Origin of the sequence: Natrinema limicola JCM 13563 (assembly GCF_000337475.1) — an archaeon.
GTDB classification, from domain to species: domain Archaea; phylum Halobacteriota; class Halobacteria; order Halobacteriales; family Natrialbaceae; genus Natrinema; species Natrinema limicola.
Genome location: NZ_AOIT01000010.1, coordinates 133,306 through 155,182, shown reverse-complemented (window position 1 = coordinate 155,182; position 21,877 = coordinate 133,306). Strand labels below are relative to the sequence as shown.

Below are 21,877 nucleotides of genomic sequence, written 5' to 3'. Positions count from 1 at the left end.
GCGACAAAAACACACCGGCAGAGACGATCGGGACACACCGACGGCGAGAACCAACCACTAACTCACAGCGCCACGAACTTCCGCTATGACCGACACACCGAACGATGCCGATCGATCGGAGGGATCAGACACAGCTGATAGCTTCGCCCTCGAGCGGGCGTACGACCGCACGGACGTCGCGGAACTCCTCCGCGAGTTGACGGCCGCTGCCGAGTCGGGACGACCGGTTACCTTCTCCGACGACGGCCAGACGGTCAGCATCACGATTCCGGACCGCGTCGTCGCCGGACTCGAAGCGACGAGCGATTCGACAACTGACCACCCGGTCGCCGACCTGGCCCTCGAACTCGAGTGGGACGATCCCGACGGCTCGAGTGTTCGGGTCACCGGTCGTGATGACGGCGACACGACGGACGCCGAGCCGACGAACGACACCGAGCGAACCAGCCGCTTCGAGGTCTACGAGGATGCGGCGGGCGAGTGGCGCTGGCGGCTCGTCCACTGGAACGGCAACATCATCGCCGATAGCGGCGAAGGCTACGCCTCGCGGTTCAACGCCGAACGGGCGGCTCGGGGTGTCATGCGCAACGCGCCGACGGCGACCATTCAACGGCGCGACTGAGCACCGTCGCCGACTCCCGCACCTGCGGCCGATGGACTACCGCCGAACGTCGTTTCCGTCGAGATCGACGTCGAGATCGGCCGACCAGTCGATGCGCTCGTACTCGAGCGACGGGGTGGTCTCAGCCGGAACGGCGTTGTACTCCCGGAGGAACGCGACGATCCCGCTCGTCCCGCCGAAGTCCCCTCGATACTGGCGGAACAGGCGCGGAATCGTCGCTTTGGCTTCGTCGGAATCGTAAGAAACGTTCTCCTCTAGGAACCACTCGATGGCGATGTCCAGTTCCTCGTCGACGTCACGGGGCGAGTAGACGGCGATCGGCGGACAATGATCGGCCCCGTGACTCACCGCGAAGTGGATCCGCGGATCACACGTCCCGAGGCGGAACTGTCGTTCGAACGACGACGGGAACAGTCGTGGCAGATAGCCCATCCCCCACGGCAGTTTCGAACTCCGAAGCATCCCGTGTTCGATGTCGTTGAGACTCAGCCAGACCCCACTAATCGGGATCTGATCGCGCGCGAAGAACTTCCATTCGTCGAGCAGCCCGCCATCGAACAGGTCGTCGTCAGCCTCCTCCTCGAGGAGGAGTTGGGCGTACGCGTTATAACAGTTGAGCCAGAACGCAAGCTTTCCCTTGCGACCGGTCAGTGCCCGATCCAGATGCGACCGCTCGAGCGTCGCGAGGCGTTCCCGCAACGGGTCCGCGTTGCCCTCGGTCTTGACAGTATAGAGGAGATCAGCCGAGAGCGAGAGTGGATCGAGCTGCGTCGACATTCGAGCCTAGCTTCACGAACCAGGCCCTTGAAGCCGTGTGACGGTTCGTGACGACAGTCCTGACTGGCGATACATTCGGGCCGTAGTTTTATCCCGTTATCCCTGTAAATAACGCCCGTGAACCTCAGCAAGGGCTTTCTACTGGTTGTCGTTGCCATCTTTGCGTATCTTTCGTTGCTGCTCGTACTCCCGTTTGCCCAGTACGTTCTCGGCGCCATTCTCGTGGCATACATCCTCTCTCCGGTCCAGACGGGACTCGAGAGACGGGGCGGGATTTCACCGCCGATCGCCGCATTCGTCCTCGTCGCCGCGACGGTTGCGGGTGTCATCGTGCCGCTGGTCATCGTCATCGCACTGGTCGCAAGCGACGCCCGACGACTCGTCGAAAACACCGAGACGGGATCGATCGGAACCACTGACCTCGAGCGATACATCGAGGAACAGACCGGCATGAGCGTCGATCTGACAGCCACACTCACCGATTCCGCACAGGGAATCGGCAGCACGGTCCTCGAGCAGTCGACGGCGTGGTTTAGCGCACTGACCCATACTGCCGTCGGACTGGGGGTTGCGATCTTTCTGCTCTATTACCTGCTCAAAGACGGGGACACACTGTTGGCCTGGATCAGGGAGTTGACGCCGCTGCCGAACGATGTTCAGGACGAGTTCTATCGGGAACTGGACGCGGTGATGTGGGCGGTCCTCGTTGGCCACGTCCTGATCGCAATCGTCCAAGGAACCCTCGCCGGGCTCGGGCTGGTCGCGACAGGGGTTCCAAACGCCGCGTTCTGGACGGTCATCATGATCGTCCTCTCGTTGATCCCGCTGATCGGCTCGTTTCTCGTGTGGGGGCCGGCCGTGGGCTTTCTGTTCCTGACGAACGAACCGGTGCTTGCGGTTGGACTTCTCGGCTACAGTACGATCGTTGTCGGCCTCTCCGATGACTACCTCCGGCCCCTCCTCGTCGATCGCTACGCCGATCTCAATCCCGCTGTGATCATCCTCGGCGTCCTCGGCGGCGTCTACGCGTTCGGCGTCATGGGGCTGTTCTACGGCCCTGTCGTCCTCGGCGCGCTGATCGCGACGCTGAACGTGGTCAACGACAACTACGACGAACTCGAGGAGGCTCAGGGAGTGCAGTGACGGGGTAAGCCGTCAGGAGTGTGACTCGGACCCTGCGAGCAACTCGTCGACGAGTCGCGTGAACCGATCGACGAACCGATCGGGGACCGTCGGCGTCACCGTCGTCAACAGCCGGCCAGTCGCATCGGGGTTTGCGAGTTCGAGGACGACGCGGTTTTGCTCGTCGTAGCGCTTGTCGACGATCTCGTGTTCGACCAATCGGTCGAGGTGGTACTCGAGCGTACTCCGGGCAATTCCGAGCTCGTCGGCGATGTTGCCAGGCGCGGCGGGTTCGTTCTCGATCAGGTGCGTGACGATCTCGCGGGCGGTTTCGCGACGGAACAGCGCCAGGGCGCTTCGCTCCCACGCGTCGTACTCCGGCGGGTAGTAGTGGGTCCGGCCGTACCACTCCTCCCGAACGAGGCGATCGTCCTCGAGCAGTCGACGGATGTGGTACTGGACCTGTCCCGGCGCGAACGCCGACTCTCTGACGAGTTCGTTGAAATGAACGCCGGCATTGGCTCGGATGTGAGCGTGGATCTCATCTCGCGTATCGGTCATATCACTGTTTCCCCCCTGATGGGTCGTACCCGTGCCTAGCGGTGCAGGACATATAACGGGTTTCCCGCGTTCCCACTCGCCGAGAACCGCCCGTGTACGATGCATGAACCCGAAAACAACCGGGAAAGCCGTTGTTCTGGCCGCCGACCGAGCATTGCGGTCAGTCACGAGCTTTTCACAGACAGACCAAAGGGAATAGGTTACTGCCCTTCCCAGTTCAAATGTCGATCACATGGTGCTTGCGCTGTCGTTTGCTGACGAGTGGCTCGATCCGCAACTCGCGCCGATCCTCGTCGCCGTCATCATCCTCGCCGTCATCGGAACGACGGCACTGTTCGTCATCGGCCTTGTCGCGTACTCGCAGCGTCGGTCGGCCCGCTACGTCCTGATCACAGCCGTGCTGGGAATCCTCGTCGTCCGTTCGGTGATCGGACTGGGGACCGTCCTCGGACTCACCCCGATGACTGTCCATCACCTCATGGAGCACGGGTTCGACTTCCTCATCGCGGTGTTGCTCCTCTATGTGGTCTATCGGAGCGGTTCCTCGAGCCGACGCGTGTCTCGAGGCTTCGACGACTAATCGACGGATCGAGATCGCTTGTCGCTGCTCCGATCCGTCGGGCTTTTGCCGTCCGGTCCCCGACAGTTGGACGAAACGGATGGCCCGGTATCACATCGAAACGTATGGGTGTACGTCGAATCGCGGGGAGAGTCGCGAGATCGAGCGACGGCTCCGTGATGCGGGTCACTACCGGGTCGACGGACCGGACGAGGCCGATGTCGCGATCCTCAACACCTGCACCGTCGTCGAAAAGACCGAGCGCAACATGCTCCGACGGGCCGAGGAACTGGCCGACGAGACGGCCGATCTCTTTATTACCGGTTGTATGGCTCTCGCGCAGGGCGAGGAGTTCGCCCAGGCCGACATCGACGGCCAGGTCCTCCACTGGGACGAGGTCCCCGAAGCCGTCACCAACGGCGAGTGTCCGACGACGACCCCCGACGCCGAACCGATTCTCGATGGCGTCGTCGGTATCCTCCCGATCGCGCGCGGGTGTATGTCCGATTGCTCGTACTGTATTACCAAAAAGGCCACCGGCAAGATCGACTCTCCGTCGATCGAGGAAAACGTCGAAAAGGCCCGCGCGCTGATCCACGCCGGCGCAAAGGAGATCCGCATCACGGGCCAGGACACCGGCGTCTACGGCTGGGACGAGGGCGAACGCAAGCTTCACCGCTTGCTCGAGAAAATCTGCGCCATCGATGGCGACTTCCGGGTCCGCGTGGGGATGGCCAACCCGAAGGGCATCCACGGCATCCGTGAGGAACTCGCTGACGTCTTCGCTGCGAACGACGAACTCTACGACTTCCTCCACGCGCCGGTCCAGTCCGGAAGCGACGACGTCCTCGGCGATATGCGCCGCCAGCATCAGGTCCAAGAATACCTCGAGGTCGTCGACACCTTCGACGACACCCTCGACTACTGGACACTGTCGACGGACTTCATCGTCGGCTTCCCCACCGAGACCGACCACGACCACGCACAGTCGATGGCGTTGCTGCGGGAGACGCGCCCGGAGAAAATCAACGTCACCCGATTCTCGAAGCGGCCGGGCACCGACGCCGCCGAGATGAAAGGGCTGGGCGGGACCGTCAAAAAGGAACGCTCGAAGGAGATGAGCGACCTCAAACGCGACCTCGTCGCCGACGCCTATGCGGAGATGGTCGGCCAGCGCCGCGATGACTGTCTCGTCGTCGAGGAAGGGACCGCCGACTCCGTCAAGTGTCGCGATTCGGCCTACCGACAGATCATCGTCCAGAACGCAAGCGAGCACGGCCTCGAGCCCGGCGACTTCGTCGACCTCGAAATAACGGCCCACGAGACCATGTACGCGTTCGGCGACCCGGTCTGAGATGGCTGTCGTTGCGAGGTATCGGCGCACCCGCATGACGGGTCGCGGGTGCGTCGGCAATAACTGACAGGAGTCGGTCTGACGCCGGACGATAGGTTCGATTCGACTCGAGAGAGTCAATGCGTGACCTAATCTTCAGTTCGCGGGAATTGGAACCGCAGATAAACCGCCTCGCGGCGACCGATCGTGCATGAGTGAGACAGCCAGACAACTCTCCCCGTGTACGCGCGCCCAGCGGGACGATGAACTCGGGTGCAACCCCGGCCAGATCATCGAGTTGCTGAGTGACGACGACGCGCGGGCCGTGTTCCTGTCCGCTGACGAGCCGACGACGGTCCGTGAGCTGGCGGCGGAGCACGACCTCCCGCTCTCGACGGCCTATCGAAAAGTCGACCGACTCCACGAGTCCGGCCTGCTCACCAACCTCAACCGTCAGTCCGGCGAGACACCCGCCATCTACGTTCGATCGGCCGACCACGTGTCGGTGACCTACGACGAGCCGATCCGGATCGAATGTGTCCGGAATGGCAAGACGTTGTACTGCGAACACTGAGACGGTCTGCTGTCCCGATGTCCCGGTGGGCCCGCAGTGCGGGTCGCAGTTGCACCGGAAATGACTGACAGTAGTCCGTATGACGGTCGCGTTCGTTCCGGACGATTCCAGTTGGTGATGGCGGTTTCGAGCCCCGGCGCGATCGCAGGGCTGCTCGCAGTTGCATCGGCACTGCGTGCCAGATGCCTGTCTGCGACGACCCCGCCGACGAACGCCGCTACTCGATTACGACTGCGCTGTCCGCGTCGGGAACAGTCGTTCCCTCTTGTGTGGCAAACGCCTCGTGGACGTGCTCGTACGTCGCCTCGAGCGCTTCGACGATTACTGTGGTACCGCTTAGCACAGGCATGAAGTTGGTGTCTCCCTGCCAGCGTGGGACGACATGGGTGTGCAGATGGTCGTCGATCGAGCCACCAGCCCCGTTTCCGAGGTTCAAGCCGGCATTGAAGCCGTCTGGCTCGAGTGCAGCCTCGAGTGCATCGAAGGTTCGCTGTTTCAAGCGGGCATGATCGAGGAGAATCTCGTCTTCAAGCGCTGCATACTCGCCGGTGTGTGCGTGAGGGATCACCATGGTGTGACCCGGGTTGTACGGATAGTTGTTCAGCATGACGAAGGCGTGGTCGCTTCGCGCGACGATCAGGTTCTCCCGGTCGGTATCCTGCTCTGGAAGTTCACAGAAGACACAGTCCTCGATCTCCGCGTTTTTGTCCTCGCGTCTGATCCACTCGATACGCCATGGTGCGAACACCTGCTCCATACTACTGATCTCTCGAGGAGGTCTTAAAGGGTTTCAGCCTGGATGTCCGCTCAAGCAGTTCGATACACCCTGGATAGGTGTTATAGATGACTACAACTAGGTCTTGAAGGAACGCGCGTTCCTCGTAAACGGTTCGAACGTTCGACGAGGATTTTTCGGCGATGGTACCGCAGTCTTGCGATTTTTGCGTTTCGCACGACAAAATAAAGCAGGGTTTTAAGATAATGCTACGGCAGGTAATATGACAATGGCAACGACTGACGATTCCGTTAACGGGATGACTGAGTACTGCGATGAATGCGATCTTGAAACTCTCCACGAGGTGTCCGTCCAGCTCCGAACCGAGAGCCTCAAGAAAGAGAACGCGCAGTTCTCTCGCGAGCCCTACCGCGTAGCCGAGTGTCAGCGGTGTGGCAACCGCACGAGTCAACGGATGAACAACGCCTAACCGACCCTCACGGTTCGGCCACCAGCGCCCGTTGCTTGGGCTCCCGTGTTCGTCGCTTCCTCCGCGGTGTCTCCCGTCTCACTGTGACGATTACCGATGCTGATTACCGATAGGTTCGTCTTTACTTCGTCGTCACTTCGCAGCCGTCTTCGGTGACGATGATCGTGTGCTCTTTCTGACTGACGAGGGAGCCGTCGTCTTCCTTGAGAACGGGGTAGCCGTGGACGATATCGTTACGCTTGAGCCGGCGGAGTGCCATCTCCGGGCGATCCGTCTCGAGCCAGCGCGTCGCGAACGGCAGCGTCCGGAACTCCTCGGTGATCTGTTCGAGCGCGTCGCGGGCCTGCCGGTTGCGAACCGTGCCCTCGCGCTGGAGCGAAAAGATCTCCTCGCTTGCCCCCTCCGTGACCTTGCCGCCGCCATCGGTCGCGAACGGCTCGATCGCGACGACGTCGCCGACCTCGAGCGTCGTCCCCTGCGAGACGGCTCGGTTGGGGATGTTCGGACTGGTGTGTTGTTCCCAGTGACCTAGGCCGTGGCCCGTGAGGTTGACAACGGGGTTGTAGCCGTAGCCGTCGATCACGTCCTCGATCTCCGCGCCGATCTCGCCGGTCTCGACACCCGGTTCGACGATCTCGAGGGCAGCCTCGAGCGCCTGTTCGGAAGCCTCCGCGAGCTCGGGAGTGCCCGACAGGTCGACGGTGACAGCGGTATCAGCCAGCCAGCCGTCGACGTGAACGCCGATGTCCAGGTTAACCATCTCCTCGCCGAAGGTCGTCTCGTCGCCGATCGACGGGGTTGCGTGGGCCGCCTCCTCGTCGACGGAGATGTTGACGGGGAACGCGGGCTGGCCGCCGAGTTCCCGAATGCGGTCTTCGGCCCACTCGGCAACCTCGAGTTGGCTCGCGCCGACCTCGACGCGGTCGGCTGCCTCCTCGCATACCTGCGCGAGGATCTCGCCCGCCTCGCGGTGTTTCTCGTACTGCTCTGACTCGAGGTCGACCTCGGATTCGGCCATGCACCGGGGTTGGTCCGGTCGACAAAAAGAGGTTCCGTCTCCTCGTCGGACGGCGCTGTCACTGTGTCGCCGTCCGTGTGGCCACTGCGACCGGACGCGAGCGGTGAGCGACCGACGGCGCGCTCGACTGTTACGGAAGTAATACGGGATAATACCCTGCCGTTTCACGAAACAGTCGCCACGGGTTATACCGGATGCACGCCTTGAGTACGGTGGCGTGAGAGACGCCACGAACCGAGCACGTCATCACAGACGCCGGCTCGAGCAACCAACTGTCGCCACGAGACCGCACGCAGGCACGAACGCTCCCGGCGGGTCGCTCGAGCGGTCTCGAAGCGGCAGTTATCGTAGCCATTGAACGTCAGTGCACACTTGATCACACGGGGGCTGTGCGATCAGTTCGTAACCAGTTTCTGTTGTTACTATATTATGATAGTTTGTTCCTCGCGTGGACGTGCCAGACTATTTCGTATCTGCCAGTGGGGGCCATCGTCGAGAGAGTGCCACTGAAGATCTGCTTATCGAACAAATTACCCGTTTGGGTGATATAAAAAGACAGTTCTTCCCACCCTTTATTTAACGGTATTCTACATTATTTACCATCCCATTTTCGCGGTTCCGGCCCCTCAAACCCTCGTTTTCGGCATTTTCAAGAAATACATCTCGTGTAAATATCGGGCAGGTTTTGCCAGTCGGAGACAGAAATGGTAGACCTTTTACCCCCGTCGGCGAACCGTACAGACGAGATGAGCTACGACAAGATCGACGTCCCCGAGGACGGGGAGAAGATCACGCTGAAGGAAGGAACCGAAGACGAGCTCGAAGTGCCGGACAACCCGATCATCCCGATCATCTACGGTGACGGTGTCGGAAGCGACGTCGGCCCTGCCGCACAGAAAGTGCTCGAGGCTGCCGCAGACGCCACTGGCCGCGAGATCAACTGGATGCGCCTGTACGCTGGCGAGTCCGCACGCGAGAAATACGACGAGAACCTGCCCGCTGAGACCGTCGAAGCGATCAAGGAACACCGCGTCGCGATCAAGGGCCCGCTGACGACGCCCGTCGGTGCCGGCTTCCGTTCGCTGAACGTCGCGCTGCGCAAGAAGCTCGACCTCTACGCGAACGTCCGCCCGACCTACTATCTCGACGGCGTCCCGTCGCCCGTCAAAGCGCCCGAGGAAATGGACATGGTCTCCTTCCGTGAGAACACGGAAGACGTCTACGCCGGCATCGAGTGGGAAGCCGGTACCGACGAGGTCCAGCAGGTCAAAGAGTTCGTCGAAGACGAGATGGGCGCAGACGATGTCATCCACGACGGCCCCGTCGGCATCGGCGTCAAGCCGATCACGGAGTTCGGCTCCAAGCGGCTGATCCGCCGCGCCATCGACTACGCGCTCGAGCACGACCGTGACACCGTTACCCTCGTCCACAAGGGTAACATCATGAAGTACACCGAGGGGCAGTTCCGCGACTGGGGCTACGAGGTCGCCAACGAGGAGTACGGTGACGAGGTCATCACCGAGGACACCCTCTGGGAGGAGCGCGACGGCGAAGCGCCCGAGGACGCAGTTGTCGTCAACGACCGCATCGCCGACAACATGCTCCAGCAGATCCTCACCCGCACCGACGAGTACGACGTCATCGCGACGATGAACTTAAACGGGGACTACATGTCCGACGCCTGTGGTGCCCAGATCGGTGGCCTCGGCATCGCCCCCGGTTCCAACTTCGGTGACGGCCTCCTGCTGGCTGAGCCCGTCCACGGCTCCGCACCCAAGTACGAGGGTCAGGACAAGGTCAACCCGACCGCCATGATCCTCTCGGGTCGCATGATGTTCGACTACATGGGCTGGGACGACGCCGCCGACCTCGTCCGTGACGCTGTCGAGGAGACCATCTCCTCCGGCAAGGTCACGTACGACCTCGAGCGCAACCTCGAGGACGCCGAGAAGCTCGCCACCAGCGAGTTCGCCGAGGAAGTCGTCAACAACATCGAGAAACTGGCATAAGCCAGTTTTCGAGCAATCAGACACAACGGTGTCTGATGACATCGAAAAGTTCGCATAAAGCGAGCTTTTGAGGGGGTAGAACGCGTCTCGTTCTGCCGCTCTTGAAGCCGCGATTTCCGTTTTCTTTGTCTCTACGCGCTGTTCCCGTAACGTTCTCAGCGCCGGCAGGCGTAGCCGCTCGCGATGGACGAACTCGAGGTACAGATCGCGACGAGCGACCAGAAGCGCGAGGACGCCTTCGCGGTCCGCCATGAGGTATTCGTCGAGGGCCAAGGCGTCGACGAGGCCATAGAGTACGACGCATACGACGAGACGGCCACTCACTTCGTCGCATACGACAGCGACGACCCCATCGGCGCGGCACGGCTTCGCGAGTACGCAGACGGCGTCGGGAAGGTCGAACGCGTCGCCGTCCGCGAGTCACGGCGTCGATCGGGTGTTGGCCGGGCGCTGATGGAACGACTCGAGGACTATGCCGAGACGCTCGGCTTCGTGACCCTCAAACTACACTCACAGACACAAGCCGCCGACTTCTATCGCCGCCTCGGCTACGAGCGCCACGGCGGAGAATTCGAGGAAGCCGGCATTCCGCACGTCGAGATGCGAAAGCCACTCGAGCGGCGCTGAGACATGGCGTCTGTCACTCGTCTGACTGACTTTCAAGGCCTCCGATATGGTAGCCACTACCACATGTCAGCTATACATACCCCAACAAAGGCGATGGCAGCCATGATCGCCGCGATGTGGAAAGCTGGCCGAATACTCGTTCCGCTCGGGATCGCGGCCCTCGTTACCGGACTCGGGCTGCTCGTCTTTTTCGGTGTGGTAACCGCGCTCCCGTGACGGTTCGATTTCGCCCCAGCAGTGACACGTGGTTCAGTCCCCGCTGACCCGATCGCGAACGTATCGTCCCGCTAGTCCGAGCAGTGCCAGGGCCATCGCGACCGCGAAGGCGACGACGAACGCCGAGAGCGGGTCAGAAATCGTCTCGAGTTCCCCGCGGACGAACTCACCCGCGAGGAGGGCGGCGACGACGAAGAGCACGAGCCCACCGACGTTCGCCACACGTGAGTTCGTTTCCGGGACGACGTCGGGATCGTTCAGCAGCACGAGGATGATGGCGATGGCAAAGGGGGTCCCGACGAGGCCAAAGGCCAGCGTGAGCACGAGCAACTGGAAGAACGCGCCGCCAAGAAACGCACCGACGGCAGAGACGAGTGCGACGCCGGCGACGGCGGCGCGATACCGGCTGTCGTCTGTCGACTGTTCCCAGCCGAGTTTGTCAGCGAGCAGGTACGGTGGAACGATCGTGTTCCCGCCGAGCGTCGAGACTGCCGCACCAAGGAGGCCGGCGAGGAACACCCAGGTCGCATACTCGCCAGCGACCGGGCCGAGGGTCTGGGCGGCGCTGATCCCGTCGATCGTCGCGGGATCGACACCAGCGGCCGGGAGCACGCTCGCCGCAACGAGAAAGACCGCGAGGCTGAAAACCCCGAACGCGCCAAGCATCGAGCTCAGAATATCGACGACTGCGGTGTCGGCATCACGAACGGTCCAGCCACGGGCGCGCATCGTGTAGCTTTGCATCGTCAGCAGCGTGATGTGGACCGCACCGCCGAGGATGCCCGCGGCGACGAGTGCGCCATCGACGCCTGCGGGAATCGCTGGCACCAGTCCGCCCGCCGCCGCAGTGGGGTCGATCGGGACGACGAACGCGGCTGCGACGAACGCGACGACGACCATCGAGACGAGCACCTTGGCCCCGAGTTCGGCAACCCGGTAGCCGCCGCCGGCGAGTCCCAGCGCGAGAATCACGGCCCACGTGACTCCCCAGAGGCGCGGATCGGCCAAGACGGTGACGTCGACGCCCGCACTGGCAACCATCGTCGCGCTGACCTCGGCTAACGTTTTCATGATGATCAGCTGCGCCAAGCCGGCGGCCAACACGACGTCAACTACAAGCACCCAGGCCCAGGTCGATCCCAGATGGCGGTCGACGACCGAGACGATTCCGTCCTCCGTAAGCAGCCCCAACCGCATGGCGAGATACTGGCCGAGGGCACCCAACACCGCCGAACAGACAACGACCCACAACAAGGCGTAGCCGAAGCTCGCGCCCGCGACTAGCAGGCTGCCCATCGTTGCCGGCCCCGCCGCAATCGCGCCGGCGAGCCACGTCGGCCCGAGTCGCTCGAGCGCCGTACTGATTCGGCCGCGTTCCATAGACCGCTGTTCGGTTGCCATGAGAGAGCCTTACAACTCAGCTGTGATAACCTCGTGGTATTCAGTAGTGGTGGATAGATGCAACAGTAATCTGATTATTCCTGCCAGTTCGGGTTCTCCCGTGGCGGGCTAAAGATATCGACGCCGTGAACCGTCTCGTCGCCGCGGTTTTCGGCCGCGTGAGGCTGCTCACCCGGAATCGCATAGGAGTCGCCGGGGCCACAAACGACCGTCTCGCCATCGACGAGGAAGGTCAACTCGCCCTCACAAATGAAGCCGGTCTGTTCGTGGGGATGGCTGTGTTCCTCGACGACCGCACCTGGTTCGATCTCGAAATGCTGGACGTTCATCGACTCGGTGCCGGCAAGCAGCGCCAGATGGACACCGTCGGCTGCCTCCGAGGGCTCGCTATCGGTCAGGGAAACGCGCTCCATACGCCTCGAGACGAGGGCAACCGTCTAAAATCCCACAGCAAGCCCTGTTTCATACTGCCGGACAGAACGACGTGACGATCGGTCGTGCTGCTGCGGCCGTCGCCGGTGGAGACGGCCGCGAATCCGCGACCGACTTCGTATTGACTGCTGCCCGACAGTATCACTTCCGATCCGGTTGCCGAAGGTTGAACTGCCGGGACGTCCCACTGGCAGCTATGTACGCCGTTGTCGGCTGTAGCGAGTGTTCGAACCTCTGGATCCTCGAGGGGCGATCGGAGACGAGCAAGTGTCCCCGCTGTGGCGCGCGCAAGGCCTACGAAAAGCGCAAGAAGTTCGTCGAGACCGACGACGCCGCCCACGCCCGCGACGTGCGCGCATCCATGCTCGCAAACCGCCAGGGCGAGGGTGAGGCCTTTGCCAAACTGGATTCCTTTGCCGAGCTCGAGATCGACGTGGCCGACGGCGTCGTCGACGAGACGGAATATCTCGAGGAAGCCGGCCTCGATGCCGACGAAATCGAGGCGGCTGGCGACCGCGATCCGCGCGGGCCGACCCGTCGTGGGAGCAAACAGGAAATCGTAAAGCGGGCACTCGAGGCCCTCGAGCAGCCGACCGAAGACGAGATCGTCGCGTACGCGGGCGAGCGAGGGGTATCGACCGAGTACGTGCGAAAGGCGCTCGAGAAACTCACGCGGCGTGGCGTCGTCAGCGAGAGTCGCGGCCGATATCGGTTACTGTGACAGTGCGGACGTCGCTGTCCGCTGGATACGCAGCCTCGAGTATCACACTACCACCCGCCGGGACTCGAGAGGACGAGCCCCAGAATCGTGACAGGAACTGCGAAGAGCATCGCGTACCAGACCGCACCAGCGGTGAGAAGTGCCCACGTCGAAATACCGTACCCGGTCGGGTCCCAGTCGATCCCCGCTCGAGGAAGCCCGAACACGCCGAGAAGCGGAATCCCGACGATGTAGCAGACGGTGAGCAGCAGGGTGACACCGAGGATCCGCGGCCCCCAGATCGCGTTCTCACCGGCAGTCGCTGCCACGCCAACGAGGGCCAGAACGTACGGAAGTGAGGCTGTGATAGCGACGACGACGTACGTGACTCCCATCGAGTCGAACGGCGGCAACCGGCTGAACAGTGACCGGAGCCGCTTCGACGCGAGAAACGGAGCCCAGCAGATCGTCGCCACCAGACCCGGAACCAACAGACCCACGATAACGATCAGCCACCCCACAACTCGCCTTCCGAGGCTCATGACGATTTCTGTGATAGTTCTAGAACACTGGGTTCTGACTTATACCGCTACTGTCCGTGATCGAGAGCGCTCCTATCGGCCCAGATCCTCGTGAGCACTCGCGAGATGTCGCGAGGACAGCGCCCCGAGCAGGGAGAGTTCGCCCGCGAGCGCGCCGACAGCGATGATCTCGGCGAGCGCGTCGGCGTTCGAGCCCGGCGGGTCGCCGCCGCCACGCAGGCCGAGGACCTCGAGCGCTTCGGCCTGGGTCGGCAGTTTCGTCCCGCCGCCGACGGTGCCGACCTCGAGGGAGGCAAGCGAGACGCTGGCATAGAGGTCGGTGGTACCGTCCTCGCGCTCGCGGGTGTCCATGGTGGTAATGGTATTCGCGCCTTCGACGACCTGGGCCTCGTCCTGGCCGGTCGCGAGGAAAGCTGCGCCGACGACGTTGGCGGCGTGAGCGTTAAAGCCCAGGCTACCCGCCTTGGCGCTGCCGATCAGGTTCTTGCGGGTGTTGGCCTCGGCGATGGCGTCGGCGGTGGTGTGCAGGCGCTCCTCGACGAGTTCGCCCGGAATCACGACATCGGCAGTCACGGAGCGGCCCCGACCCTCGACGGCGTTGATCGCGGCTGGTTTCTTGTCCGAACAGAGATTGCCCGAGAGCGCGACCAGCGAGGCGGGGGTTTCGGCCTCGACGACCTCGCAGGCCTCGCCGGTGGCGATCGTGGCCATGTTCATCCCCATCGCATCTTTGGTGTCGTAGGCAAAGCGAAGATAGACGGAATCGCCGACGACGTAGGGTTCGACGTCGAGCAGTTCGCCATGGCTCGTCGTCGACTCGGCGGCCTCACGGAGCGTCTCGAGGTTGTCCTCGACCCACTCGACGGTTTCGGCGGCTTCGGCGACGCCGTCGACCCGGAAGACTGGCGCGCGGGTCATCCCGTTTTTCGTGACGCGTGCGTCGGCCCCGCCGGCCGCGCGGATTACGCCCAGCCCGCGGTTGACCGACGCCAGCAATGCGCCCTCGGTCGTCGCAAGCGGCAGGTAGTGCTCGCCGTCGGCCGCGCCGCCGTGGATAGGAACGGGACCGACGACGCCCATCGGAACCTGTGCTGCACCGATCATGTTCTCGATGTTCGGCTCCGCTTGCTCGGCGGGGAACGAGTAGTCGCCGACGGCCTCGAGATCAGCTCCCGTCTCGCGTTCGACGAGCAGCCGGCGTGCTTCGGCCGCAGTGTCGTAGTCGGCATGGTCCTCGAGTTCGTGAATGCGAACGTCGCCATCGCGCACCCGCGCGGCGAGTTCCTCGGGATCTGTCATGGATGGGTCGAGACGGTCGGCTACCCTAACAGTTGCTGATTCTCCTGACTCGAGGGTCACCGATCCTGGAGATCAAACGAGACATCGTCGCTGACGGCACGATATCCCGAAAGCGCCTCGTAACAGAAAAGCCCAAGCAGTGCGCCGGTGCCGATCGTCGCAAGCAGCAGATAGCGCACGCCCGCTGCGTCGTCAGCGAACGCGACCGCGAACACAGCAGTGGTAACGGCCGCAAATCGGAGTCGCGTCCGCGAACGTGCCCCTGTCTCCGTATACGCAAGGTACAGCTGCGGCAGGGCAATGGCAACGCCGCCGACCAGAACGAAAGACACCAGTGGCCTCTCGCGGAGCGCGATCCCAGTCTGGCGCTCGACGACGACCGAGCACGCGACGAGGAGGACGAACGCCAGAAACGAGCCGAAGACGACGCGTCCCTCCCGATCGATCATAGTGACCGATCACCGGCCGAACAGGTCAACCTTGCGCTCAGTTGCAGTTTCAGCGGCCCAGGTGTGAGCGCGCGATGACTCAGCGCGCGAGGTCCCGCTTTGCCTGCTGGATCTCGTCGCGGGCCTCGTCTGCGCCGTCGACGCGGGCAAGGCCCTCCGCAGCCTCGAGGGTGCGGACGGCGTTGTCGAGAAACGAGAGGACGTCGCCCGGGTAGGCATAGACCATGTAGTCGTCGGTCATCACGTCGACGATCGCATCCGGCCCGAGCCCCTGGGCACGCAACTCGAGCAGGTACTGGATGAACTTCCGCTCCGGGCAGCCACAGTAGGGGTTGTTGTCACAACCACAGTCGAGAAAGTCCTGTGTGAAATCGAGGACGCGATCACGGGTCGCGTCGTCGAGTTTCTCGAGGCCCTCGCCCTGAAAGAGCATATCGAGCGTTGCACCCTTGAACGCTCCCTTGGGGATGTTCGTCTCGAGCTGGGAGCTGAGCTGACGGTGGTTCTTGATGTAGATCTTGTCGGTGATGGCCACGCGTTACCGGTGGTACCGGCCGTGTGCCGAAAAACGTCTCGGTCGCGCGTAGTGTGATCGAAATCGCGCGGTATGGAATCGCACACTCCGATCCTGGAGTCGTAACGTATTTCAGGCCAACCGCGTGTAGGATATGATGTAAGCGCGTCCGGGTTGGGGTAGTGGTTATCCTTCAGCCTTGTGGAGGCTGAGACGCGGGTTCGATTCTCGCACCCGGACTTTTTCCGACGAACGAAGTGAGCACGTCTCGACGTGGTTTGGTTCTCGCACCCGGACGTTCTGTTGCGTACTACTCTTCGAGTCACGGAACTCGTCAGGTATCGCTGGGCTCTCGAGGGTGCGCCCCCGTTCGCGTGTGTTCGGACCGAGTCCCGGTCTGGGACGCACGGACACCAGTCCCCCACCGCCTCCAGACAGTATCACCCATACGTGTGCACGCGCTATCTCAGCCGATGACCAAGACGGACGATCCCTTCGACTGCCAGTCCTGTGGTGAAACGGTCCCGTTCGACAAGGTGCGCCGAACGAAGACGATAGGCGGGCTGGATCCGACGAAATGGCAGACACTGTGCTGTCCGTCCTGTGGCTCGCGGCTGCAGACGATCTACGTCGGCGAGTGAGACGTGCCGACAGTCGCAGGCACTCACTCTGCAGCCTGAGTCAGTCGCTGCACCTCCGCGTCGGACAGCGACAGGCGTGAGGCAGCAACGTTCGACTCGAGATGATCGCGGTTGGACGTGCCCGGAATCGGGAGCATGACATCGGCCCGCTCGAGCAGCCACGCCAGCGCGACCTGCCGGCGCGTCGCGTCGTGGGCCGCGGCGATCTCGTCGAGGAGGTCGCCGTATGCGGCCAGATCGTCGCCGTCGATCGGTGCCCACGGGATGAAGCCGATGCCCTCGTCGGCACAGATCTCGAGGACCTCGCGGCTCCCGCGGTCGTGCAGGTTGTACCGGTTCTGGACGGTCGCGATCTCGACCTGTTCGCGAGCGCGGTCGAGGAGTTCGGCCGAGACGTTGCTGACGCCGACTTCGTCGACGAGCCCGTCGTCTTTGAGTTCCGCAAACGTCGCGATGGAGTCCTCGAAGGGCGTGTCGTCGTCGGGCCGGTGAAACTGGTAGAGGTCGATCGTGTCGGTTTGCAACCGGTCGAGCGAGGTAAGTACCTGATTGCGAATGTAGTCCGGATCGCCATGCGCGATCCAGTCGCCCGCGTCGTTTCGCAGTAGCCCCGCCTTGGTCGCGACGACCACGTCGTCTCGGTTGCCGATCGCCTCGCCGATCAATCGTTCGCTGACGGCCGGGCCGTAGGAGTCGGCCGTGTCGATAAAGTCGACGCCGCAGTCGACGGCGTGTTGGACGACCTTGCGTGCAGCCTCCTCGTCGTCGGGCGCGCCGATGATGTCCTCCCCACAGAGTCGCATCGCACCGAAGCCGAGTCGGTGAACAGTCGTCTCGCCAATCTCGAACGTCTCGCTTTCGTTTGTGATCGAGTTGTGGCTCACAGGTTGGGTACCGAGACGTAACGGGAAAGTCGTTGGCGGTTGCGAACGTTCTGCCAGACCCAGCACTGTTCGGCGCTCCGACCAGTGGACAGCACTAAACAGCCCGCGACCGTAGTAGCTCTGTGACCACTCCCGAACAGATTTACGCCGCAGTGGTCATCGGCCTCTTACTCGCTGCGATCGGGATCAGTATCCCGGTGCTCAAAGGAATCTATCGGGACGGCCTCGAGCGACAGTCCGAGCGACGACACAACGATCTCGAGGCGGAGGCGACGATAGCAGAGCCAACGGCGTCTGACGACGCCACTGAAGACCGCAAGCGACTCCCGTGTCAGCAGTGCGGTGTGGAAAACGATCCCGCATTTACGTACTGTCGAAACTGTCTCGAACCGCTGTGACGTCTCCACGGCATCGCGACCAGCGCCTGTAAACGGGACCGCGACGTCGATCGGCGACACCCCGCGAACGTACGTTTCACGTTGACAGCATCTGCTGAGCACTCGCGTCTCGAGCGAGAATCACGTAAAATCGGGATACCGCTCCCCGGATGATCTCCGCCCAGAAATGCTTACTCTGCTCTTTCACTGGTTCGCAGAAAAATGCCGCCTCCCGGATTTGAACCGGGGACAGCTCGATCTTCAGTCGAGTGCTCTCCCAGTCTGAGCTAAGGCGGCCTGCCTCAATGTCTGTCCATGATATAAAAAAGGATTTCGAATCGCGATCGTTGTTCCACGCTGCTTACAGGAGACTGAAGCGGGGGATAATATATTGAGTATGGTACTGAAAAACCAGTAACGGAGACAATACGCGGAGATCTATGTGAGATTACCGTTCGTCTGTTAGATTATCGGATATTCAAGACACCCTTTTCCGCTCCGGAGGGTAATACCGTGTTATGGAACCCCTTACCTCGAGTCAAGAGCCCACCGAACTCGATGCCGACACGATCCTCGAGTTACTGGCGAACCGGCGGCGACGGTACCTCCTCTATGCGCTCCGGGGACAGGACGACCCCATCGAGCTGTCGACGCTGGCCGAGACGGTTGCCGGCTGGGAACACGACGTGCCACCGGAGGAGGTGGCAAAAAACGAGTACAAGAGCGTCTACGTCTCGTCGGTCCAGTGTCACGTCCCGAAGCTGGACGACGCGGGTGTCGTCGAACACAACGAAGACAATCACACTGTCGTCCTCGCGGATAATTTCGAGCAACTCGAGCCGTATCTCCGGGTCGTCGTCGAGGACGAACCGGAAAACTCGACGCTGCATTCGGCTCTCCAGCCCAGATCGGGAGACGGCCTCCTCGGCCAGATTCGAGAAAACGTTGCGCGGCTCAAACACTGACGACGAGCAACCCTGGTCGAATCGGGTACTCGAGGGGACTCCTGCGAGATCGGCGGTGTAGTGTGCTTCTGTTCGTGACGTGCGCTAGAGAACGTGTCCTCGGAGACCGTTCCGTGACCCACTGTCGGTCCCCAGAACTGGGCTCGGGCGGGTTCGAACCACGTGAAGACGGTCACTCACTTCGTTCGCTCCGTCTTCTCTCGTTCGAACCCGCCGCTCACGACAGATTTCTGCCGCTCACGAGTTGTTCGCGGCAGAAATATGGGCTCGGGCGGGTTCGAACCACCGACCTCGGCCTTGTAAAGGCCGCGTCATGACCAGCTAGACCACGAGCCCGCATCCGAGACGAGTAGGTCCGTCCGAATAACCTTTACTCTCTGGCCGTGCAGCTATCGTGTATGACAATCGGGCGCGTAGGCAAGGGATTGCTCGCGATCGCGGTCCTCTCGATCGCCGGTGTCGTCCTCGTTCAGGCCGGGCTCGTCTCGACGCCGTGGGGGCCCGACAGCGGCGAGGTACGGGTCGCCGACGATGCCGATAGCGACGAGCCGAAAGCGGTTATCGACGTCGACGTCGCAGACTCCTTCAGTGAACGCCGGACAGGGCTGAGCGACCACGACTCGCTCGAGCCGGGTAATGGCATGTTGTTCATCTACGAAAACGAGCAAGACCTGACCTACGTGATGCGCGAGATGGACTTCGATATCGATATCGTCTTCATCGGTGCGGACGGCGAGATCACGACGATTCACCACGCCCGCGCGCCCGGCCCGAACGAAGACGGCAACGATCTCGAGTACTCCGGCCGCGGCAAATGGGTGCTTGAAGTGCCACGCGGTTACACGAACGAGACCGGGATCGAAGTCGGCGACGAGGTCGACATCGATCTCGAGTCGAATCAGACGACCATCACCAGCCTCGGTACCGGTGACAGCGCGTAAGCCACAGCGAGAACGTGCGTGACCCACAGCCGCCGACGCCGGATCTGGTTCGATCGGTCGACAATTCTTATTGCTGGCGATCCCTGACTCCCGTGCAATGAATCGCCCCGACGGAGACGAGGACGATCCGTTCGAGGAACAACGGGCGGAGGTCGAGAACCCGATGAAGCGGCTGTTCCTCGAGTACGGGAGTGACTACGTCGGGGCTGCGGTCATCGGTGTCATCGCGAGCGTCGGCGCGCGAGTCCTGGATCTGTTGCCACCGCTGATGCTCGGGATCGCGATCGACGCCGTGATCCGTCAGGAGGTCGCGTACGCGGCGGCGTTTCCAGTGGGTGGGGGTCTCATTGAACCGTATGTCCCAACCGGACGAGTCGCCCAGTTCTGGCTGACGATCGGGATCGTCGCGGGGGCGTTTCTGTGTTCGGCGATCTTTCACTGGACCCGAAACTGGGGGTTCAACACGTTCGCCCAGAACGTCCAACACGACATTCGGACCGACACCTACGACGAGATGCAACGACTGGACATGGGCTTTTTCGCCGACAAACAGACCGGCGAGATGATGTCGATCCTCTCGAACGACGTCAACCGCCTCGAGAAATTCCTCAACGACGGGATGAACTCCCTGTTTCGGCTGCTCGTGATGGTGGTGGGTATCGGCGGCTTACTGCTGGCGATCAACTGGCAGCTCGCACTGGTTGCCTTGCTGCCGGTGCCGCTGATCGCCGGCTTTACGTACCTGTTCATCAAGACCATCCAGCCGAAGTACGCACAGGTGCGCTCGACCGTCGGGACGGTCAACTCCCGGCTCGAGAACAACCTCGGCGGGATTCAGGTCATCAAGTCGAGTACGACCGAGTCCTACGAATCCGACCGCGTCGAAGACGTCTCTCGGGAGTACTTCGACGCCAACTGGGATGCGATCCGGACGCGGATCAAGTTCTTCCCCGGGTTGCGCGTGCTCGCGGGGATCGGCTTCGTCATTACCTTCCTCGTCGGCGGCCTCTGGGTCATCTCGGGCCCGCCGGGGCCGTTTTCGGGTGAGCTCAGTACCGGGATGTTCGTCGTCTTCATTCTCTATACGCAGCGGTTTATCTGGCCGATGGCTCAATTCGGACAAATAATCAATATGTATCAGCGCGCTCGCGCTTCGAGCGCACGCATCTTCGGGCTGATGGACGAACCCAACCGAGTCAGCGAAGACCCCGACGCGCCCAGCCTCACGGTGGCTGACGGCCGCGTCGAGTACGACGACGTGGCGTTTAGCTACGAGGACCGTGAGACGGAGGATTCACAGACAGCGGAGCCAGTCCTCGAGAACATCGACTTTACCGTCGAGGGTGGGGAAACGCTCGCGCTGGTCGGGCCGACCGGTGCCGGCAAGTCGACGGTCCTCAAGCTCCTCTTGCGAATGTACGACGTCGACGAGGGAGCGATTCGGATCGACGGCCAGAACATCCAGGACGTCACCCTCCGGAGTCTTCGCGAATCGATCGGCTACGTCAGTCAGGATACCTTCCTTTTCTATGGCAGCGTCGCAGAGAACATCAAATACGGCACCTTCGACGCCGACCGCGAGGACGTGATCGAAGCCGCGAAGATGGCCGAAGCCCACGAGTTCATTCAGAACCTGCCCGACGGCTACGACACGGAGGTCGGCGAACGCGGCGTCAAGCTCTCGGGTGGGCAGCGCCAGCGACTCTCGATCGCCCGTGCGATCCTCAGAGATCCCGCGATCCTCGTGTTAGACGAGGCGACCAGTGACGTCGACACCGAGACCGAGATGCTCATCCAGCGGTCGATCGACGAGCTCGCGGAAGATCGAACCACGTTCGCCATCGCGCACCGACTCTCGACGATCAGGGACGCAGATCAGATTCTCGTCCTCGAGGGCGGTGAGATCGTCGAGCGCGGGACACACGAGGAGTTGCTCAGGAACGACGGACTCTACTCACATCTCTGGGGGGTGCAAGCCGGCGAGATCGACGAACTCCCACAGGAGTTCATCGAACGTGCGCAGCGCCGGCAGGCACGGACCGAAATCGGTGACGACGACTAAGAGTGCCGGCCGACAGCCATCGTTCGACGCGATGGAAGGAGGGCGAC

At 62.2% G+C, this 21,877-nt stretch carries 26 protein-coding genes and 3 tRNA genes; 16 read left to right on the top strand and 13 right to left on the bottom strand.

Features of this window, described 5'->3' with window-relative positions:
- The first annotated feature begins 85 nt into the window (after nt 1–85).
- Nucleotides 86–622, top strand: a complete 537-nt coding sequence (locus C476_RS00955) for an amphi-Trp domain-containing protein (RefSeq protein WP_008008929.1) — start codon at nt 86–88, stop codon at nt 620–622.
- 36 nt (nt 623–658) lie between these two features.
- Here C476_RS00955 and C476_RS00950 read toward each other — a convergent pair whose 3' ends face one another.
- Nucleotides 659–1,399, bottom strand: a complete 741-nt coding sequence (locus tag C476_RS00950) for a DUF547 domain-containing protein (protein WP_008008926.1) — start codon at nt 1,397–1,399, stop codon at nt 659–661.
- A 117-nt stretch (nt 1,400–1,516) separates the two neighbouring features.
- Between C476_RS00950 and C476_RS00945 the strand changes: the two genes are divergently transcribed.
- A complete protein-coding gene (locus tag C476_RS00945; protein WP_008008923.1) occupies nt 1,517–2,542 on the top strand; it encodes an AI-2E family transporter in 1,026 nt (341 codons plus the stop codon).
- Between the two features lie 12 nt (nt 2,543–2,554).
- Here the strand turns inward: C476_RS00945 and C476_RS00940 are convergent, their stop codons facing one another.
- On the bottom strand, nt 2,555–3,082 hold the full coding sequence (locus C476_RS00940; RefSeq protein ID WP_008008921.1) for a winged helix-turn-helix transcriptional regulator: 528 nt from the start codon (nt 3,080–3,082) through the stop codon (nt 2,555–2,557).
- Nucleotides 3,083–3,314: 232 nt separating this feature from the next.
- Between C476_RS00940 and C476_RS00935 the strand changes: the two genes are divergently transcribed.
- The 3 genes from C476_RS00935 (at nt 3,315) to C476_RS00925 (ending at nt 5,548) form a co-directional block, all read left to right on the top strand.
- A complete protein-coding gene (locus tag C476_RS00935) occupies nt 3,315–3,662 on the top strand; it encodes a DUF7471 family protein (RefSeq protein WP_008008920.1) in 348 nt (115 codons plus the stop codon).
- A gap of 79 nt (nt 3,663–3,741) precedes the next feature.
- Nucleotides 3,742–4,995 carry a tRNA (N(6)-L-threonylcarbamoyladenosine(37)-C(2))-methylthiotransferase gene (locus tag C476_RS00930; protein WP_008008918.1) on the top strand — a complete coding sequence of 418 codons (1,254 nt, stop codon included), beginning with the start codon at nt 3,742–3,744 and terminating at the stop codon, nt 4,993–4,995.
- 190 nt (nt 4,996–5,185) lie between these two features.
- Nucleotides 5,186–5,548 (top strand): winged helix-turn-helix domain-containing protein, encoded by a 363-nt coding sequence (locus tag C476_RS00925; RefSeq protein ID WP_008008916.1) that lies wholly within the window; start codon nt 5,186–5,188, stop codon nt 5,546–5,548.
- 217 nt (nt 5,549–5,765) lie between these two features.
- Here C476_RS00925 and C476_RS00920 read toward each other — a convergent pair whose 3' ends face one another.
- On the bottom strand, nt 5,766–6,305 hold the full coding sequence (locus C476_RS00920) for an HIT family protein (protein ID WP_008008914.1): 540 nt from the start codon (nt 6,303–6,305) through the stop codon (nt 5,766–5,768).
- Between the two features lie 247 nt (nt 6,306–6,552).
- Here C476_RS00920 and C476_RS00915 point away from each other — a divergent pair, with 247 nt between their 5' ends.
- On the top strand, nt 6,553–6,753 hold the full coding sequence (locus C476_RS00915; protein ID WP_008008912.1) for a DUF7835 family putative zinc beta-ribbon protein: 201 nt from the start codon (nt 6,553–6,555) through the stop codon (nt 6,751–6,753).
- Nucleotides 6,754–6,874: 121 nt separating this feature from the next.
- Here C476_RS00915 and map read toward each other — a convergent pair whose 3' ends face one another.
- Nucleotides 6,875–7,771, bottom strand: coding sequence for a type II methionyl aminopeptidase (map, locus tag C476_RS00910; RefSeq protein WP_008008910.1), 897 nt, complete (start codon nt 7,769–7,771; stop codon nt 6,875–6,877).
- A 746-nt stretch (nt 7,772–8,517) separates the two neighbouring features.
- Here map and icd point away from each other — a divergent pair.
- The 3 genes from icd (at nt 8,518) to C476_RS18645 (ending at nt 10,623) form a co-directional block, all read left to right on the top strand.
- On the top strand, nt 8,518–9,780 hold the full coding sequence (icd, locus tag C476_RS00905; RefSeq protein WP_008008908.1) for an isocitrate dehydrogenase (NADP(+)): 1,263 nt from the start codon (nt 8,518–8,520) through the stop codon (nt 9,778–9,780).
- Nucleotides 9,781–9,963: 183 nt separating this feature from the next.
- Entirely contained in the window at nt 9,964–10,407 is a 444-nt protein-coding gene (locus tag C476_RS00900) for a GNAT family N-acetyltransferase (RefSeq protein ID WP_008008906.1), read from the top strand.
- Between the two features lie 63 nt (nt 10,408–10,470).
- Nucleotides 10,471–10,623 (top strand): hypothetical protein, encoded by a 153-nt coding sequence (locus C476_RS18645; RefSeq protein ID WP_160162884.1) that lies wholly within the window; start codon nt 10,471–10,473, stop codon nt 10,621–10,623.
- Nucleotides 10,624–10,656: 33 nt separating this feature from the next.
- On the opposite strand, the gene C476_RS00895 is transcribed toward C476_RS18645, so the two are convergent.
- Both C476_RS00895 and C476_RS00890 read right to left on the bottom strand, forming a co-directional pair.
- On the bottom strand, nt 10,657–12,024 hold the full coding sequence (locus tag C476_RS00895; protein ID WP_049911522.1) for an NRAMP family divalent metal transporter: 1,368 nt from the start codon (nt 12,022–12,024) through the stop codon (nt 10,657–10,659).
- A gap of 74 nt (nt 12,025–12,098) precedes the next feature.
- Nucleotides 12,099–12,437: a cupin domain-containing protein gene (locus tag C476_RS00890; RefSeq protein WP_008008902.1), complete on the bottom strand. Its 339-nt coding sequence runs from the start codon at nt 12,435–12,437 to the stop codon at nt 12,099–12,101.
- Between the two features lie 215 nt (nt 12,438–12,652).
- On the opposite strand from C476_RS00890, the gene C476_RS00885 reads away from it, so the two are divergent.
- Nucleotides 12,653–13,177 (top strand): DUF5817 domain-containing protein, encoded by a 525-nt coding sequence (locus tag C476_RS00885; RefSeq protein ID WP_008008900.1) that lies wholly within the window; start codon nt 12,653–12,655, stop codon nt 13,175–13,177.
- Nucleotides 13,178–13,224: 47 nt separating this feature from the next.
- Here the strand turns inward: C476_RS00885 and C476_RS00880 are convergent, their stop codons facing one another.
- The 4 genes from C476_RS00880 to C476_RS00865 all read right to left on the bottom strand — a co-directional run bounded on the left by C476_RS00880 (nt 13,225) and on the right by C476_RS00865 (nt 15,981).
- Nucleotides 13,225–13,632: a hypothetical protein gene (locus C476_RS00880; RefSeq protein ID WP_241430457.1), complete on the bottom strand. Its 408-nt coding sequence runs from the start codon at nt 13,630–13,632 to the stop codon at nt 13,225–13,227.
- 138 nt (nt 13,633–13,770) lie between these two features.
- Nucleotides 13,771–14,997 carry a hydroxymethylglutaryl-CoA reductase (NADPH) gene (hmgA, locus tag C476_RS00875; protein WP_008008898.1) on the bottom strand — a complete coding sequence of 409 codons (1,227 nt, stop codon included), beginning with the start codon at nt 14,995–14,997 and terminating at the stop codon, nt 13,771–13,773.
- A gap of 56 nt (nt 14,998–15,053) precedes the next feature.
- Nucleotides 15,054–15,446 carry a hypothetical protein gene (locus C476_RS00870; protein ID WP_008008897.1) on the bottom strand — a complete coding sequence of 131 codons (393 nt, stop codon included), beginning with the start codon at nt 15,444–15,446 and terminating at the stop codon, nt 15,054–15,056.
- A gap of 79 nt (nt 15,447–15,525) precedes the next feature.
- Nucleotides 15,526–15,981, bottom strand: a complete 456-nt coding sequence (locus tag C476_RS00865) for a DUF5814 domain-containing protein (RefSeq protein WP_008008896.1) — start codon at nt 15,979–15,981, stop codon at nt 15,526–15,528.
- 147 nt (nt 15,982–16,128) lie between these two features.
- Between C476_RS00865 and C476_RS00860 the strand changes: the two genes are divergently transcribed.
- Together C476_RS00860 and C476_RS18805 are read left to right on the top strand one after the other, a co-directional pair.
- Nucleotides 16,129–16,200, top strand: a tRNA-His gene (locus C476_RS00860).
- 233 nt (nt 16,201–16,433) lie between these two features.
- The gene (locus C476_RS18805) at nt 16,434–16,601 is read left to right on the top strand and encodes a hypothetical protein (RefSeq protein WP_008008895.1); all 168 of its coding nucleotides are present in this window, start codon (nt 16,434–16,436) and stop codon (nt 16,599–16,601) included.
- Between the two features lie 23 nt (nt 16,602–16,624).
- Here C476_RS18805 and C476_RS00855 read toward each other — a convergent pair whose 3' ends face one another.
- On the bottom strand, nt 16,625–17,485 hold the full coding sequence (locus C476_RS00855) for an aldo/keto reductase (RefSeq protein WP_008008894.1): 861 nt from the start codon (nt 17,483–17,485) through the stop codon (nt 16,625–16,627).
- Between the two features lie 122 nt (nt 17,486–17,607).
- On the opposite strand from C476_RS00855, the gene C476_RS00850 reads away from it, so the two are divergent.
- Nucleotides 17,608–17,883: a DUF7577 domain-containing protein gene (locus tag C476_RS00850; protein WP_049911520.1), complete on the top strand. Its 276-nt coding sequence runs from the start codon at nt 17,608–17,610 to the stop codon at nt 17,881–17,883.
- A gap of 202 nt (nt 17,884–18,085) precedes the next feature.
- Here the strand turns inward: C476_RS00850 and C476_RS00845 are convergent.
- A tRNA-Phe gene (locus tag C476_RS00845) sits at nt 18,086–18,159 on the bottom strand.
- 221 nt (nt 18,160–18,380) lie between these two features.
- Between C476_RS00845 and C476_RS00840 the strand changes: the two genes are divergently transcribed.
- Nucleotides 18,381–18,827, top strand: a complete 447-nt coding sequence (locus tag C476_RS00840) for a DUF7344 domain-containing protein (protein WP_008008891.1) — start codon at nt 18,381–18,383, stop codon at nt 18,825–18,827.
- 262 nt (nt 18,828–19,089) lie between these two features.
- Here C476_RS00840 and C476_RS00835 read toward each other — a convergent pair.
- Nucleotides 19,090–19,163, bottom strand: a tRNA-Val gene (locus C476_RS00835).
- 62 nt (nt 19,164–19,225) lie between these two features.
- Between C476_RS00835 and C476_RS00830 the strand changes: the two genes are divergently transcribed.
- Together C476_RS00830 and C476_RS00825 are read left to right on the top strand one after the other, a co-directional pair.
- Complete coding sequence (locus C476_RS00830) at nt 19,226–19,768, top strand: DUF192 domain-containing protein (RefSeq protein WP_008008890.1); 543 nt, start codon at nt 19,226–19,228, stop codon at nt 19,766–19,768.
- A 97-nt stretch (nt 19,769–19,865) separates the two neighbouring features.
- Nucleotides 19,866–21,830 (top strand): ABC transporter ATP-binding protein, encoded by a 1,965-nt coding sequence (locus C476_RS00825; protein WP_008008889.1) that lies wholly within the window; start codon nt 19,866–19,868, stop codon nt 21,828–21,830.
- Nucleotides 21,831–21,877: the final 47 nt, after the last annotated feature.